The sequence below is a fragment of the Bradyrhizobium sp. Ken01 genome (genome assembly GCF_055807355.1).
This window is the reverse complement of sequence record NZ_JBVVPC010000084.1, coordinates 1-15,196: the sequence shown is the minus strand read 5'-3', so window position 1 is coordinate 15,196 and position 15,196 is coordinate 1. Positions and strand designations below refer to the sequence as shown.

The 15,196-nt window shown below is 65.1% G+C and carries 13 protein-coding genes; 9 read left to right on the top strand and 4 right to left on the bottom strand.

From position 1 onward, the window contains the following. The first annotated feature begins 260 nt into the window (after positions 1–260). Together AC0L3S_RS37675 and AC0L3S_RS37670 are read left to right on the top strand one after the other, a co-directional pair. The gene (locus AC0L3S_RS37675) at positions 261–1,526 is read left to right on the top strand and encodes a cytochrome P450 (protein WP_027520215.1); all 1,266 of its coding nucleotides are present in this window, start codon (positions 261–263) and stop codon (positions 1,524–1,526) included. A gap of 183 nt (positions 1,527–1,709) precedes the next feature. Then, on the top strand, positions 1,710–2,984 hold the full coding sequence (locus AC0L3S_RS37670) for a cytochrome P450 (RefSeq protein WP_473284922.1): 1,275 nt from the start codon (positions 1,710–1,712) through the stop codon (positions 2,982–2,984). Positions 2,985–3,208: 224 nt separating this feature from the next. On the opposite strand, the gene AC0L3S_RS37665 is transcribed toward AC0L3S_RS37670, so the two are convergent. After that, a complete protein-coding gene (locus AC0L3S_RS37665; RefSeq protein WP_473284920.1) occupies positions 3,209–4,129 on the bottom strand; it encodes a LysR substrate-binding domain-containing protein in 921 nt (306 codons plus the stop codon). Between the two features lie 124 nt (positions 4,130–4,253). Here AC0L3S_RS37665 and AC0L3S_RS37660 point away from each other — a divergent pair, with 124 nt between their 5' ends. The 4 genes from AC0L3S_RS37660 (at position 4,254) to mdlC (ending at position 9,171) form a co-directional block, all read left to right on the top strand. Beyond that, complete coding sequence (locus AC0L3S_RS37660; RefSeq protein ID WP_473265779.1) at positions 4,254–5,423, top strand: acyl-CoA dehydrogenase family protein; 1,170 nt, start codon at positions 4,254–4,256, stop codon at positions 5,421–5,423. A gap of 9 nt (positions 5,424–5,432) precedes the next feature. Beyond that, entirely contained in the window at positions 5,433–6,536 is a 1,104-nt protein-coding gene (locus tag AC0L3S_RS37655) for a CaiB/BaiF CoA transferase family protein (RefSeq protein ID WP_473284918.1), read from the top strand. 18 nt (positions 6,537–6,554) lie between these two features. Next, positions 6,555–7,403, top strand: coding sequence for an HTD2 family dehydratase (locus tag AC0L3S_RS37650; protein WP_473284916.1), 849 nt, complete (start codon positions 6,555–6,557; stop codon positions 7,401–7,403). 145 nt (positions 7,404–7,548) lie between these two features. Further along, the gene (gene mdlC, locus AC0L3S_RS37645; protein WP_473284914.1) at positions 7,549–9,171 is read left to right on the top strand and encodes a benzoylformate decarboxylase; all 1,623 of its coding nucleotides are present in this window, start codon (positions 7,549–7,551) and stop codon (positions 9,169–9,171) included. A 176-nt stretch (positions 9,172–9,347) separates the two neighbouring features. On the opposite strand, the gene AC0L3S_RS37640 is transcribed toward mdlC, so the two are convergent. Then, the gene (locus tag AC0L3S_RS37640; RefSeq protein ID WP_473284912.1) at positions 9,348–10,124 is read right to left on the bottom strand and encodes an SDR family NAD(P)-dependent oxidoreductase; all 777 of its coding nucleotides are present in this window, start codon (positions 10,122–10,124) and stop codon (positions 9,348–9,350) included. A gap of 76 nt (positions 10,125–10,200) precedes the next feature. Here AC0L3S_RS37640 and AC0L3S_RS37635 point away from each other — a divergent pair, with 76 nt between their 5' ends. Next, positions 10,201–10,662, top strand: a complete 462-nt coding sequence (locus tag AC0L3S_RS37635) for a MarR family winged helix-turn-helix transcriptional regulator (RefSeq protein WP_473284910.1) — start codon at positions 10,201–10,203, stop codon at positions 10,660–10,662. Positions 10,663–10,818: 156 nt separating this feature from the next. Here AC0L3S_RS37635 and AC0L3S_RS37630 read toward each other — a convergent pair whose 3' ends face one another. Both AC0L3S_RS37630 and trhA read right to left on the bottom strand, forming a co-directional pair. Beyond that, positions 10,819–11,613, bottom strand: a complete 795-nt coding sequence (locus tag AC0L3S_RS37630; protein ID WP_473284908.1) for an SDR family oxidoreductase — start codon at positions 11,611–11,613, stop codon at positions 10,819–10,821. A gap of 56 nt (positions 11,614–11,669) precedes the next feature. Next, a complete protein-coding gene (gene trhA / locus AC0L3S_RS37625; RefSeq protein WP_473284906.1) occupies positions 11,670–12,365 on the bottom strand; it encodes a PAQR family membrane homeostasis protein TrhA in 696 nt (231 codons plus the stop codon). Positions 12,366–12,558: 193 nt separating this feature from the next. Here trhA and AC0L3S_RS37620 point away from each other — a divergent pair, with 193 nt between their 5' ends. Further along, positions 12,559–14,028 (top strand): YcjX family GTP-binding protein, encoded by a 1,470-nt coding sequence (locus tag AC0L3S_RS37620; protein WP_473284904.1) that lies wholly within the window; start codon positions 12,559–12,561, stop codon positions 14,026–14,028. Further along, positions 14,025–15,053 (top strand): YcjF family protein, encoded by a 1,029-nt coding sequence (locus AC0L3S_RS37615; RefSeq protein ID WP_473284902.1) that lies wholly within the window; start codon positions 14,025–14,027, stop codon positions 15,051–15,053. Before AC0L3S_RS37620 ends, AC0L3S_RS37615 begins: the two co-directional genes overlap by 4 nt. The last annotated feature ends 143 nt before the right edge of the window (positions 15,054–15,196 follow it).

Below are 15,196 nucleotides of genomic sequence, written 5' to 3'. Positions count from 1 at the left end.
GGTTCCCGGCGAGAGGATGCCGCAAAAAGGGATTGACTAACCAAGGCCCGTTACAGAAGCCCGGATGGAGCGCAGCGTAATCCGGGACAGCGGCAATGGCCGCCTGAATCCCGGATTACGCTTCGCTCCATCCGGGCTACAACACACCCATGTGGCAAAACTCGCCCTTGCTCCGGCGCAGACAACCGGCTGTAATTGCAAATCAAATACCGCAGCGCAGAATTCAACGAGAACGCGCGGTCAGCTCAGGGAGAGCGGTCATGCATGGGACCATCGAAAGCGCGGCGAAGCTCGACGCGTTACGCGCACGCGCCACATCACTGCCGCTGGAGCAGTTCGATCCGGGCGATCCCGAGCTGTTCAGAACCGATACGTTCTGGCCCTATTTCGATCGCCTGCGCCGCGAAGATCCCGTGCACTATTGCAAGGACTCGATGTTCGGGCCGTATTGGTCGGTGACGCGCTACAACGACATCATGGAGATCGAGACCAACCATTCGGTGTTCTCCTCGGCCTCCTCGCTCGGCGGCATCACCATCCGCGACATCGATCCGGAACTGCGCCGCGAGAGCTTCATCTCGATGGACCCGCCGCGTCACGCGGCGCAGCGCAAGACCGTGGCGCCGATGTTCACGCCGACGCATCTGGACAATCTGGCGCTGAGCATCCGCAAGCGTTCGGCCGAGTGCCTGGACAATCTGCCGCGTGGCGAGGTGTTCGACTGGGTCGACCGCGTCTCGATCGAGCTCACCACGCAGATGCTCGCCGTGCTGTTCGACTTTCCCTGGGAGGACCGCCGCAAGCTGACGCGCTGGTCGGACATCGCGACCACCATTCCCGGACCCGACGGCCTCGTCGCCACCGAAGACGAGCGTCAAGCCGAGCTGACGGAATGCGCCGGCTATTTCACGCGATTGTGGAAGGAACGGATCGAGCAGCCGCCGAAGAGCGACCTGTTGTCGATGATGGCGCATGGTGCCGCGACGCGCGACATGGACGCGAAGAACTTCCTCGGCAATCTGATCCTTCTGATCGTCGGCGGCAACGACACCACCCGCAACACCATGTCCGGTTCGCTCGACGCGCTGAGCCAGCATCCGGAGCAATATCGCAAGCTGCGCGAAAACCCCGCGCTGCTCGATAGCTTCGTGCCGGAAGTGATCCGCTGGCAGACACCGCTGGCCCATATGCGGCGCACCGCGCTTGCGGACTTCGAGTTCCGCGGCAAGCAGATCAAGAAAGGTGACAAGGTCGTGATGTGGTACGTCTCGGGCAACCGCGACGCCGACGCGATCGAAAAGCCCTACGAATTCATCATTGACCGCGCGCGGCCGCGCACGCATCTCTCGTTCGGTTTCGGCATCCACCGCTGCGTCGGCTTGCGGCTTGCCGAACTCCAGCTCAAGATTATCTGGGAAGAGATCCTCAAGCGCTTCGACCATATCGAGGTGGTCGGCGAACCCAAGCGGGTCTATTCGAGTTTCGTGAAGGGTCTCGAAAGCTTGCCGGTGAAGATCGCGGCTTAGGGCGATGAGCCAGAGTGAAATCCACGGGGAAGCTACGCCCCCTCCCCCGCTTGCGGGGGAGGGTTGGGGAGAGGGTGCCTCCCTAATCGAGAGCCCCCAAGAGGAAAAAGCCCTCACCCGGGGCTGCGCGCCGACCTCTCCCGCAAGCGGGATAGGTTAGAAAATCAACTGGAGCAAACCACCATGAACATCCAAGCGCCGGTTCAAGTGGACAAGGCCGAACGCATGCGCCGGGCCCGCGAGGAGGCCTATGCGACACCGCTGGCGCAATTCCACCCCGGCGCGCCCAGGCTGTTCCAGGACGACACCCTGTGGCCGTGGTTCGAGCGGCTGCGCAAGGAAGAGCCGGTGCATTACTGCACCAACGCGCCGATCGAGCCGTATTGGTCGGTGGTGAAGTACAACGACATCATGCATGTCGACACCAACCACGGCCTGTTCTCCTCCGATTCGACGCTCGGCGGCATCGGAATCCGCGACGTGCCGGAAGGTTACGACTGGCCGAGCTTCATCGCCATGGACCAGCCGCGTCATTCGTCGCAGCGCAAGACGGTGTCGCCGATGTTCACGCCGACGCATCTGGACGAACTGGCAAAACTGATTCGCCAGCGCTCGCAGACCGTGCTCGACAATCTGCCGCGCAACGAGACCTTCAATTTCGTCGAGCGCGTCTCGATCGAGCTGACGACGCAGATGCTGGCCACCCTGCTCGACTTCCCCTGGGAAGAACGGCGCAAGCTGACGCGCTGGTCCGATGTCGCGACCGCGCTGCCCAAGAGCGGCATTGTTGCTTCCGCCGAAGAGCGCCGCCGCGAGATGGACGAATGCTATGCCTACATGTCCAAGCTCTGGAACGAGCGCGTCAACTCCGCGCCGCGCAACGATTTGCTGTCGCTGATGGCGCATAACGACGCCACGCGGTTCATGGACCCCGACAATCTCATGGGCAACATCATCCTGCTCATCGTCGGCGGCAACGACACCACGCGCAACACCATGACGGGCTCGGTGCTGGCGCTGAACGAGAACCCGGAGCAATACGACAGGCTGCGCGCCAACCCGGAACTGATCGATTCCATGGTGCCCGAAGTGATCCGCTGGCAGACCCCGCTCGCGCATATGCGCCGCACCGCGCTGCAGGACACTGAAGTTGGCGGCAAGCACATCAAGAAGGGCGACCGCGTCGTGATGTGGTACGTCTCGGGCAACCGCGACGAGGAGATGTTCGAGAAGCCGAACGAGTTCATCATCGACCGGCCGCGGCCGCGCACCCACCTCTCCTTCGGCTTCGGCATCCACCGCTGCGTCGGCATGCGCCTCGCCGAGCTCCAGCTCAAGATCGTCTGGGAAGAGATGCTGAAGCGCTTCGACCGCATCGAAGTGGTCGGCGAGCCCAAGCGGATCTATTCGAGCTTCATCAAGGGGTATGAGTCACTGCCGGTGAGGATTCCGGGGTAGGCCCCACTGTCATGCCCCGCGCAGGCGGGGCATCCAGTAAGCCGCGGCTTCTCGGCTCAAGCACTGCGGCCTCTGGAATACTGGATTGCCCGCCTTCGCGGGCAATGACACCGAGGGTGGATTAAGAGCGGGCGACTCCTCCCCAGCTATAAAATTTCGGCATGACAGCTCGCGCGAGATGCGAAGGCGAGATCGCGCGCGACTGGTCTACGACACCGGCACATCTAGCTCAACTTGATGTCCCACACGCCTTCCTTGCGGCAGGCGGCGACTTCCTCGCGCAGGAGGGCGGTGACGGCGACCGAGGCCGTCGAGACCGGACGGTCGATCGGAGAGGCAAATATGAGCTCGCGCGTCATCGGCTTCGAGACGAGAGCCGTTTCCAGCCGCCCGTCCGCGACCTCGGCGTGGACCGACGAGGGCGGCAGCAGCGCGAAGCCGAGGCCTTCCTCGACGAGGCTCGTGAGCACGCGGAACGAATCCGCCTCGAGCTGGACGTTGAGCTTGATCTTGCGTTGCGCCGCCGCGTGCTCGATCAGCGCACGGAGACCGTGGGAATGACTCGGCAGCACCAGCCGTTGCCGCAGCAGCCAGCCGACATCGACGCTCTTCTTGCGCGCCAAGCCACAACCGCGCGGACCCACCGCGACGATGTTGTCGCGCCCCAAGCTCTCGACGTTGAGATGCAGATCGGCGGAGCGGCCGTAGAGGATGGCGAGATCCATCTCGCCGCGATGCAGCCATTCGACCAGATGGCCGCTGTAGCTCTCGACGATGCGCAGCGAAATGCCGGGGAATTTTTCGACGCAGCGCCGCGCAAAGCGCGCCGACAGCACGCAGCTCACGGTCGGGACCAGGCCGAGCACGACCTGGCCCGATGGCGGCCCCTTGGAGGACTGGATGTCGTCGCGGATCTGGTCGATCTGCCGCACGATGCCCGAGGTGCGCGCCAGCAACAGGCGGCCGGCATCCGTGAGCACCATGCCGCGGCCATTGCGGGTGAACAAGTCCGTGCGCAGCTCGTGTTCCAGCAGCTTGATCTGCCTGGAGAGCGCCGGCTGCGCCACACGCAACGTATCGGACGCCTTGGAGAGGCTGCCGAGCTCCGCCACGCAACTGAAGGTCCTGAGCTGACGGAAATCCATGCTTGCCAATCCTGGAAGGCTGCTCCATACGCTATAGCAAATGAGCATAGGGGGCTGGCATTGTTTTCACAACGCCAGAGGATCGGCCGGCGTTATCCTAACTGCCGCACATACGGGAAACCCCATGAGTGAAGACCACCACACCGAAGATCACGCCGACATCCGCGAAGCCGTCGCAAAGCTGTGCGCGCAGTTTCCCGGCGAATACTGGCGCAAGCTCGACCGTGAGATGGCCTACCCCAAGGCCTTCGTCGACGCGCTGACCGAGGCCGGTTATCTCTCGGTGCTGATCCCCGAGGAGTATGGCGGCGCGGGCTTGAAGCTTTCAGCGGCCGCGGCGATCCTCGAAGAGATCCAGCGCGCGGGCTGCAACGGCGGCGGCTGCCACGCCCAGATGTACACGATGGGCACCGTGCTGCGGCACGGCAATGACGAGCAGAAGGCAAAATATCTGCCGAAGGTCGCGAGCGGCGAATTGCGGCTGCAGGCCTTCGGCGTCACCGAGCCGACCAGCGGCACCGACACGACCTCGCTGAAGACCTTCGCACGCAAGGACGGCAATGCCGGCTACATCGTCAACGGCCAGAAAATCTGGACCAGCCGCGCTGAGCATTCCGACCTGATGCTGCTGCTGGCGCGCACCACCCCGAAGGACCAGGTCAAGAAGCGCACGGATGGTCTTTCGGTGTTCATCGTCGACATGCGCGAGGCCAAGAACAAGGGCCTCGAGATCCGCCCGATCCGCACGATGATGAACCACGCCACCACCGAAGTGTTCTTTACCGACATGAAGGTGCCGGCGGAGAATCTGATTGGCGAAGAGGGCAAGGGCTTTCGCTACATTCTCTCCGGCATGAATGCCGAGCGCATCCTGATCGCGGCCGAATGCGTCGGCGATGCCAAATGGTTCATCGCAAAGGCCACCAACTACGCCAAGGAGCGCAGCGTTTTCGGCCGGCCGATCGGCCAGAATCAAGGCATCCAGTTTCCGATCGCCAAGGCCTACGCCGCGATGCGCGCGGCCGAGCTGATGGTCAAGGAAGCCACGCGCAAATACGAGGCCGGGCTCGACTGCGGCGCGGAGGCCAACATGGCCAAGATGCTCGCGGCCGACGCGTCGTGGGAAGCGGCCAATGCCTGCGTCCAGACCCATGGCGGCTTTGGATTTGCCGAGGAATACGACGTGGAGCGCAAATTCCGCGAGACGCGGCTCTATCAGGTGGCGCCGATCTCGACCAACCTCGTGCTGTCCTTCATCGCCGAGCACGTGCTCGGCATGCCCCGTTCGTACTGAGGCAGCATCATGGGAGCACTTGACGGGATCAGGGTGATTGCGGTCGAGCAGGCGGTGGCAGCGCCGTTCTGCTCGTCGCGGCTGGCGGATGCCGGCGCGGAGGTCATCAAGATCGAGCGGCCCGAAGGCGATTTCGCCCGCGGCTATGACGCGGCGGCCAAGGGCCAGAGCAGCTACTTCGTGTGGCTCAACCGCGGCAAGCAATCGGCGGTGGTCGATCTCGCCACCAAGGAAGGCTGCGCCGAGCTGGAGAGGCTGATCGCGAGCGCCGACGTGCTGATCCAGAACCTCAAGCCGGGCTCGATGGACAAGCTCGGCTTTTCGCGCGAGCGGCTGCTGAAGGATTATCCCAGGCTGATCTCGTGCACGATCACCGGCTATGGCGACGAGGGCCCCTATGCGCACCGCAAGGCTTATGATCTGCTGATCCAGGCCGAGAGCGGCCTTGCCTCGATCACCGGCAATCCCGACGGCGCCTCGCGGGTCGGCATGTCCATCGTCGACGTCGCGACCGGCGCCACCGCGCATGCGGCGATCCTCGAGGCGCTGATCGGGCGCGGGCGCACCGGCAAGGGCGCCGACATCCGCATCTCCATGTTCGACGTGATGGCGGACTGGTGCACCGTTCCGCTGCTCAACTCGGAAGCCGGTAACCCGCCCAAGCGCATGGGGCTTCGCCATCCCTCGATCGCGCCCTATGGCGTGTTCACGTCCAGCGATGGCAAGGACATTCTGATCTCGATCCAGAGCGAGCGCGAGTGGAAGACGCTCTGCGCAAAGGTGCTGGACCAGCCGGATCTGCCCGCAGACCCGCGCGTTGCCAACATGGTCGAGCGCGTGCGCAACCGCGACTTCACCGACAAGACGGTCGCGGATGCCTTCGGCAAGATGACGCGCGACGAGCTGCTCAAGCGGCTGTCCGACGCCGACATCGCCTTTGCCGAGGTCAACACCATGGCCGACCTCACCAAGCATCCGCATCTGCGCCGCATCGAGGTCGACACCCCGCAAGGACGTGTCAGCTATCCCGCGCCGGCGCCGATCATTGTCGGTGAGACGCGCAGCTATGGCGCGGTGCCAGGGATCGGCGAACGACCGGCCAAAAAATCGTAACAGTAAGAGCGAGGCATCATGACCGAGAAGCTCGACATCGATCATCTCAGGCAGTGGATCGGCCGCAGCGAAGAGGCCACCGACACCGTCACCGCGCAGCTCGTGAAGGGTCTGCGCGCGACGCTGTTCCAGGAGGTCGGTTCGCCCAAGGCCGGCGATGCAGCGCCGTTCACGGTGCATTGGTGCCTGGCGCAGCCGGTGTTTCCGATGTCGATGCTCGGGCCCGACGGCCACCCCACCCGCGGCGGCTTCCTGCCGCCGGTGCCGCTGCCGCGCCGGATGTGGGCCGGCGGCGAGATCGAGTTCCTGCAGCCGTTGCGCGTCGGCGATGAATCGACGCGGACCTCGCGCATTGCCGACGTACAGGTGAAATCAGGCTCGACCGGCACGCTGTGCTTCGTCTCGGTCGAGCACAGCATCTCCTCGCCGCGCGGCATCGCCATCCGCGAGCGGCAGGACATCGTCTATCGCGAGATGACGACGACGTCCGCGCCGGCAAAGGCCCCGCCTCCGCCATCGAAGGCGCAGCATCGCGAGACCCATGTCTCCGATCCCGTGCTGCTGTTTCGGTATTCCGCGCTGACCTTCAACGGCCACCGCATCCATTACGACCGCGACTACGTCACCAAGGTCGAGGGCTATCCGGGCTTGATCTTCCACGGACCGTTGCAGGCCACGTTCATCATCGAGATGGCCGCGAAGCTGCGCGGCGGCAAGGCTCCGAAGAAGTTTTCGTATCGCGGGGTGCAGCCGCTGTTCGAAGGCAGCGAGTTCTCCATCAACGCCAACGAGACCGCTGATGGCATGGAGCTGTGGACCGCGAACGCGGAGGGGCAGCCGACCATGAAGGGGACGGCGGTGTGGTGATACACTGCTGCTTCCTCCTCGTCATTGCGAGCGTAGCGAAGCAATCCAGAGTCCCTCGGCGGTAACAGTCTGGATTGCTTCGTCGCAGGGGCTCCTCGCAATGACGGTGGGGCTGATAGCCGATAAACATCAGGGAACGGAAATCATGGCGAAGAACGGCAAGAGCGGCAGCAAATCCGTCACCGTCAAGCAGGCGACGCTCGACCTGCTGCGCTCCTTCGGCATCAGATGCGTCTTCGGCAATCCCGGCTCGACCGAGCTGCCGTTCCTGAGCGACTGGCCCGACGATATCGACTACGTGCTGGCGCTGCAGGAAGCGAGCGCGGTCGGCATGGCCGACGGTTACGCGCAGGCGACGCGCAATGCCGGCTTCGTCAATCTGCATTCGGCCGCCGGCGTCGGCAACGCGCTCGGCAACATCTATACCGCGCATCGCAACCAGACGCCGCTGGTGATCACCGCCGGCCAGCAGGCGCGCTCGATCCTCCCGTTGCAGGCGTTCCTCTATGCGGAGCGTGCATCCGAATTCCCACGGCCTTATGTGAAGTACAGCGTGGAGCCGGCGCGGCCCGAGGACGTGCCGGCCGCGATTGCGCGCGCCTATTACACCGCGATGCAGCCGCCATGCGGGCCGACCTTCGTCTCGATCCCGGTCGACGACTGGGCGCATGCGGCAGCTCCCGTCGAAGCCCGCAAGGTCAGCCGCGAGATCGGGCCCGAGGCTGACGCGATGACCGCGCTGGTCGCCGCGCTCGGTTCGGCCAAGCACGCTGCCCTCGTCGTCGGCCCCGGCGTCGATCGCGCCGGCGCGGTCGATTTGATGGTGCGCGTGGCCGAGAAGGCCAGGGCCAGCGTCTGGGTCAGCCCGTTTTCGGCGCGCTGCTCGTTCCCGGAACGCCATCCCCAATTCGCGGGCTTCCTGCATGCCTCGCCGGCGCAATTGTCGGACGCGCTGCGCGAGCACGACCTCGTCGTCGTGATCGGCGCGCCCGTGTTCACCTTCCATGTCGAAGGCCACGCCGCGATCTTCGACGGCGGCGCGACGCTCTTCCAGATCACCGATGACCCGGATGCTGCGGCGGTGACGCCGGTCGGAACCAGCATCATCGCGACGATGAAGCCGGCGCTCGCAATGCTGCTCGACCTCCTGCCGGAGAGCAAGCGCGCGGCACCGAAGGGGCGAACGCTGCCGCCGGCCCCGCAGGCCGCGGATCCACTGCCGGTCGAATTCCTGCTGCATTCGCTGTCGCAGGCCATGCCGGACGGCGCGTCGCTGGTCGAGGAAATTCCCTCGCACCGGCCGGCGATGCAAAAGTTCATGCCGATGCGCGGCCAGGACAGTTTTTACACCATGGCGAGCGGCGGCCTCGGTTACTCGCTGCCCGCCGCGGTCGGCATGGCGCTCGGCAAACCAAAGAGCCGCACGGTGTGCCTGATCGGTGACGGCTCGGCGATGTATTCGATCCAGGCGCTGTGGACCGCCGCGCAGCGCAAGCTGCCGCTCACCATCGTCGTCATCAACAATTCCGGCTATGGCGCGATGCGCTCATTCAGCCAGGTGATGCAGGTGAGGAACGTGCCGGGACTCGAACTGCCGGGCATCGATTTCGTCCGGCTCGCCGAGGGCATGGGTTGCCATGCGGTGCGGGTAACGAAGGCGGCGGAGCTCCGGGAAGCGCTGAAGCGCGGGATGGCATTCGAAGGGACCAGCCTCGTCGAGGTCATCGTGGATTCGGCGGTGCCGGTGCTGTACGGGCAGAAGCATTGACCGCGTCGTCCCGGCCTAGTGCGCAATTGCGCACGGGGGCCGGGACCCATACCGCGCGATTCATCGATTGTGCGCGGCGCCAATCCGAACAACCAATCTTCATCAAACGTCTCCCTGGGGTTATGAGTCCCGGCCTTCGCCGGGACGACACAGGTTTTTGGCCAATACGCGCAAATCTAAGACGCCAAGAATCCTCCGTCCGCCGCCAGCACATGCCCGACGACATAGGACGACGCGTCGGACGATAGCCACACCACCGCCTCGGCCACCTCCTCCGGGCTCCCCATCCGCCGCAGCGGCAGGCCCGCGCTGACGGTTGCGACATCGCCGACACCGGCGCGCAGCATCATGTCGGTGACGACGCGGCCGGGGGCGATGGCGTTGATGCGGATGCCGCGTGGAGCGTTCTCCATCGCGGCTGAGCGCGTCAGCGAGATCGCCGCGGCTTTGGATGCCGAGTAGAGCGAGAAGCCGGGATTGGGATTGCGCACGCCGCTGACGGAGGCGTTGACGACGATGCTGCCGCGGCCTTTCGCGAGCATGACCGGCAATTGATGGCGCAGGCACAGGAACAGCGCGCGGACATTGGTGTCGAACACGCTGTCATAGACATCCATGCCCTGCTCTTCCAGCGGCGCGCGCCGCTCCTGGAAGCCGGCATTGTTGAAGGCGACGTCGAGCCGGCCGCAGCGATCGATGGCGGTGCTGACGAGCCGCGCGACATCGTCCTCGCGCGTGATGTCGGTCTTGATCGCGATGGCGTCCGCACCGAGTTCGCGGCACGCCGCGGCGGCGGCATCGATCTCGGCTTCGCGCCGGCCCGCCAAGACAATCGCCTCCGCGCCTTCGGACGCCATTCGCAAGGCCGTCGCACGGCCGATGCCGCTGCCGCCGCCCGTCACCAGACAGACCTTGCCCCTCATCCGCGCACCCGTCGGCAGAGTTCCGCTCATGGCTCACTCCAAAACGCTTGCGCGCGCCGTTGCGCGCATATAGTTGTATGATACAACCATGTGCGCGGAGTCAAGCATGACCGGGCTTTCGCTGATCGACGACATTCGCGCGGCCTCGCGCCTGATGGTGCGCGAGCTCGGCTTCATGGACGCGACGGTGGCGGCATCGGACTATCCGCCGTCGGCCGTGCACACGATCCTGGAGATCGGCATTCGTGGCCCGATGAACTCCGGGGAGCTCGGCGATTTCCTGCGGCTGGAGAAATCCAGCGTCAGCCGCCTGGTGCGCAAGCTGATCGACTGCGGTGAGTTGCGGGAGACGCCCGACGAGGCCGATGCACGCAGCAAGCTGCTGTCGCTGACGGCGAAGGGCCGCCGCACGCTGGAGGCGCTGCACGCGTTCGGACGGCAGCAGGTGAGCGGCGCACTGGCCGCGCTGACGGAGGCCGAGCAGCGCACGGTGCGGGAAGGGATGATGCTCTATGCACGGGCTTTGCGGCAGAGCCGGGTGGAGGACGAAGGGCGGTCGGCGGCGTAGCTACCAGCGTCGTCCTGGCGAAGGCCGGGACCCATTACCCACAGGCGGATGTGGTCACGAGGACTCGGAGTTTACGGCCGAGCCAAACAACTACTCCCTGGGATTATGGGTCCCGGCCTTCGCCGGGACGACAGCGAGTGTTGGCGCCCGCCTTCCCTACGTCCCGAAATCTTCCCGCATCTTCGCTTGGATCTTGGCCATGCCCCCGATCCAGCGGTCGTAGTTCTCGGTCTTCTTGCGCATGTAGCCGAGCACCTGCGGGTGCGGCAGGATGAGGAACGTCTCCTGCTCGAGCCCGGCGAGCACGTCCTTGGCGACCTGCTCGGGCGAGAGGTCACCGTCGCCGGATTGCGGGCCCTTCGGAATCGAACGCAGCATGTTGGTGTCGACGCCCTGCGGGCAGAGGATCGAGACGCGGATGTTGTGCGCCTTGTGCGAGATCGCCAGATTTTCGGCAAAGCCGACCGCGGCATGCTTGGTGGTGGAGTAAGCGGGACTGCCGACCTGCGACAGCAGGCCTGCGGCCGAGATGGTGTTGAGGAAATAGCCGCCGCCGCGCGCCTTCATACGCGGGATCAGATGCCGCGCCGCATAGACATGCGCCATGACGTGAATCGCCCAGCTGCGCTGCCACGGCTCATCCGAGGCGCCGCCGGCATTGACCGACATCGGATCGAAACCGCCGCCGATGCCGGCATTGGAGCAAAACAACTCGATCGGGCCGAACTGCCGCTCGGTCTCCTCGATGACGTGGGAAATATCCTTTTCCTGCGCGACATCGCATTTGAAGGCCGCGCCATCCACCGTGGCAGCGACCGTCCGCGCATTGTCCGCGTCCATGTCGGCGACGACGACCTTGGCCGCACCCACCTTGTGAAACGCCTCGCATAGCGCCTTACCGATGCCGTTGGCGCCGCCCGTGACGACCACGACCTTGCCGGTCACCTGCATGCGACGTCTCCTCTTGTCTTATACCGCTTTGGCTTATTCCGCTTGGCGGAGCTTGCTCAGCTCAACACGAGGTCGAGCACCGCGGTATAATGGCACGCCGCACCGGCCAAGACAAAGCCGTGCCAGATCGCATTCTGGAAGCGCAGCCGCCGCCAGGCATGGAAGATCACGCCAAAGCTGTAGAGCAGTCCGCCCGCAAGGATGAAGCCCAGCACCAGCGCGGGCAGCGCCTTGACCACGGAATCATAGAGCATGATGCCGCTCCAGCCCATGGCGAGATAGATGCCGACCGCGACGCGGTCGAACCGGCCGGGGTAGAGAAGTTTCAGCACGATGCCGAGGAGCGCCACGCACCAGACACCGGCGAGCAGCACCACCGCGAAGGCACTGTCCTTCACCTCCAGGATGAACGGCGTGTAGGTCGCCGCGATCAGGAGATAGATCGCCGAATGGTCGAAGCGCCGCAGCAGCCATTTGGCCGGCGAGACCGGCCAGAGATTATAGGTCGCCGACAACACCAGCATCGAGAGCAGGCCGGCGACGTAGATCGAGACGCCGACGACGTCGGTCGCGTCGGCAAAGAGCACCGTCAGCACCACCAGCACGGTCGCGGCGACGATGCCGCAGAGCACCCCGATCGCGTGGATCACGCCGTCGGCGATCAGCTCGGCGCGGTCGTAATGCCAGCCGACCGCGTCGGCCGCTGCGTGGACGGAGGAGGATGCGAGCTGTTTCAGTTGAAAGACGGTCATGGCAATCCGCAAAGTGAGACAATACCCTCTTGTATGGGTGTTTCGGGACCGGCGCGTCGTTCAAACGGGCGATTTGCAAACGGCTGATTTGCCGACAAAGGAGGTGGAAGTATGAAGCTTGATTTTCCGCACGCAATTGCCACTTTTGTGATCGGTCACACATTTTCTCCCGCCGAGATCACTTAACGTTCAAATGGCATTCAGTTTCCAGGATATCGTCGAAGAAGCGCGGCTGTCGGCGAGGGCGCTGATCGACTATGGCGAGCACTTCTTCAACCCGACCGTGCGGCTCGGGGTCACCGGCCTGTCGCGGGCAGGCAAGACGGTGTTCATCACCGCGCTGATCCACGGCCTCACCCGTGGCGGCCGTTTTCCGGTATTCGAGGCCTATTCATCCGGGCGGATCGCGCGGGCGCATCTGGCGCCGCAGCCGGACGACGCCGTGCCGCGCTTCGCCTATGAGAGCCATCTGCGCGCGCTGATCGAGGAGCGGCGCTGGCCGAGCTCGACTGTCGACATCAGCGAGCTCAGGCTCGTCATCGACTACCAGCGCCAGAACGGCGCCGACCGCACGCTGACGCTCGACATTGTCGACTATCCCGGCGAGTGGCTGCTCGACCTGCCGCTGCTCCAGAAGAGTTTTGAGCAATGGTCGGCCGAAAGTCTCGCCCTGTCGCGCGAGGCGCCGCGCGTCCATCTTGCCGCGGACTGGCACGCGCATCTCGCAACGCTCAAGCCCGAGGCGCGCGAGGACGAGCAGGCGACGCTGACGGCCGCAAAGCTCTTCAGAGGCTATCTGCAAGGTTGCCGCGACGAGCGGTTTGCGATGAGCCTGCTGCCACCCGGCCGCTTCCTGATGCCGGGCAATCTCGCCGACACACCGGCGCTGACCTTTGCTCCGCTCGACGTGCGCGCGGGCGGCCAGGCGCCGGAGGGATCGCTGTGGGCCATGATGGTGCGCCGCTATGAAGCCTACAAGGACGTCGTGGTGCGGCCGTTCTTCCGTGATCATTTTGCCCGGCTCGATCGCCAGATCGTGCTGGCCGACGCACTCGCCGCGTTCAACGCCGGCCCTGAAGCGCTGCACGATCTCGAAGCCGCACTCGCGGGCATTCTCGACTGCTTCAACATCGGCCGCAGCACGATCCTCTCCGGCCTGTTCCGACCGCGGATCGACCGCGTGCTGTTCGCGGCGACCAAGGCGGACCATCTGCATCATTCCAGCCACGACCGGCTCGAGGCCGTGCTGCGCCGCGCGGTCACCCGCGCCGTGGCGCGCGCGGAAACTACCGGCGCGGAGATCGACGTCGTCGCGCTTGCCGCCATCCGCGCTACCCGCGAGGCGCAGGTTGCGCATGGCCGTGACAAATTGCCGTCGATTTTGGGAACGCCGGCCGCAGGCGAAAGCGCCGGCGGCGAGTTCTTCGACGGCAACACCGAGGTGGCGACCTTTCCGGGCGACCTCCCGCTCGATCCCGAACCCCTGTTCAACGGCACCGATGCGTTCCGCGGGCTCTCGACCGAGGCCGCCGGGAAGAGCGATTTTCGCTTCCTGCGTTTCCGTCCGCCAAAGATCGAACGCGAGGGGGCCGACCAGGCGGCGCTGCCTCACATCCGCCTCGACCGTGCCCTGCAGTTCCTGCTCGGAGACAAATTGTCATGAACGACCGATCGAAGTCGCGGCGACCGGCAACGTTCCGGCTCGACGACCCCGGCGTCGTCGTTACCGAGTCCGACGAAACGGCCCGGCTCGGCCGCACCACCATCCAGATCACGCCGGAGCCCGATCCGGCGAACTTGCCGGTGCCGATCGCAGCGACGCTTCCGGCGCGGCGCGGCTTTCCCTGGGGCGCATTGTTCTGGTCCGGCGTTGCCGGGCTGACGCTGCTCGGGGTCGGGCTAGGCGTCGTCCGTCTGATCGAGGATCTGTTTGCGCGTAGCGACAGCCTCGGCTTCGTCGGACTGGCGCTTGCCTCAGTTACCGCGCTTGCGCTCGCGGTGGTGACCGGACGCGAGGCGTTCGGGCTGGCGCGGCTGGCAACGATCGAAAAGCTGCATCAGCGCGCAGCCGCTGTCCTTGCCAGCGACGATCGTAAGGAGAGCCGCATCATCGTGCAGGATCTGCTCAAGATCGCGCACCAGAACCCGCAGCTCGCGCGCGCCCGCGCCACGCTGGAACGCCATGCCGGCGAAATCATCGACGGCGCCGACATGATCCGGCTCGCCGAGCGTGAATTGATGTCGCCGCTGGACATCGAGGCGCGGCGGCTGGTGTCGTCAGCCGCGCAAAAGGTCTCGATCGTGACAGCGGTTTCGCCCCGCGCGCTGATCGACGTGTTGTTCGTGTTCGTGGCGTCGCTCAGATTGATCCGCCAGCTCGCTTTTCTCTACGGCGGCCGCCCCGGCGCGCTCGGCATGATCCGCCTGCTCCGCCACGTCATCGCCCATCTCGCCATCACTGGCGGCATGGCGGCGAGCGACAGCCTCGTGCAGCAGATGCTCGGCCACGGTATTGCGGCGAAGCTGTCGCAGCGACTGGGCGAAGGCATGCTGAATGGATTGCTGACGGCGCGGCTGGGCCTCGCCGCAATCGACGTCACACGGCCGCTGCCGTTCGCGGCCCTGCCGCCGCCGAAGCTGTCGGACCTCGCGACGGATCTGCTGCGGAAGAAGGACGACGAGGAGTAGCGTTCTGTTTGCGCGACGCGACCGCTGTTCCCTCTCCCCTTGCGGGAGAGGGTGGCTCGCCGCAATGCGGCGAGACGGGTGAGCGACTATCTCTGTTGTCAAGTTGCATTGGCGTAGGCGGTGCGCGCATCGCGTGCCTTGGC

Excerpts from the sequence above, each read along its gene's own strand:
- mdlC (WP_473284914.1), top strand. The coding sequence starts at position 7,549 with ATGGCGAAGAACGGCAAGAGCGGCAGCAAATCCGTCACCGTCAAGCAG.
- AC0L3S_RS37655 (WP_473284918.1), top strand. The coding sequence starts at position 5,433 with ATGGGAGCACTTGACGGGATCAGGGTGATTGCGGTCGAGCAGGCGGTG.
- AC0L3S_RS37615 (WP_473284902.1), top strand. The coding sequence starts at position 14,025 with ATGAACGACCGATCGAAGTCGCGGCGACCGGCAACGTTCCGGCTCGAC.
- AC0L3S_RS37650 (WP_473284916.1), top strand. The coding sequence starts at position 6,555 with ATGACCGAGAAGCTCGACATCGATCATCTCAGGCAGTGGATCGGCCGC.
- AC0L3S_RS37665 (WP_473284920.1), bottom strand. The coding sequence starts at position 4,129 with ATGGATTTCCGTCAGCTCAGGACCTTCAGTTGCGTGGCGGAGCTCGGC.
- AC0L3S_RS37670 (WP_473284922.1), top strand. The coding sequence starts at position 1,710 with ATGAACATCCAAGCGCCGGTTCAAGTGGACAAGGCCGAACGCATGCGC.
- AC0L3S_RS37630 (WP_473284908.1), bottom strand. The coding sequence starts at position 11,613 with ATGCAGGTGACCGGCAAGGTCGTGGTCGTCACGGGCGGCGCCAACGGC.
- AC0L3S_RS37635 (WP_473284910.1), top strand. The coding sequence starts at position 10,201 with ATGACCGGGCTTTCGCTGATCGACGACATTCGCGCGGCCTCGCGCCTG.
- AC0L3S_RS37620 (WP_473284904.1), top strand. The coding sequence starts at position 12,559 with ATGGCATTCAGTTTCCAGGATATCGTCGAAGAAGCGCGGCTGTCGGCG.
- AC0L3S_RS37675 (WP_027520215.1), top strand. The coding sequence starts at position 261 with ATGCATGGGACCATCGAAAGCGCGGCGAAGCTCGACGCGTTACGCGCA.
- trhA (WP_473284906.1), bottom strand. The coding sequence starts at position 12,365 with ATGACCGTCTTTCAACTGAAACAGCTCGCATCCTCCTCCGTCCACGCA.
- AC0L3S_RS37640 (WP_473284912.1), bottom strand. The coding sequence starts at position 10,124 with ATGAGCGGAACTCTGCCGACGGGTGCGCGGATGAGGGGCAAGGTCTGT.
- AC0L3S_RS37660 (WP_473265779.1), top strand. The coding sequence starts at position 4,254 with ATGAGTGAAGACCACCACACCGAAGATCACGCCGACATCCGCGAAGCC.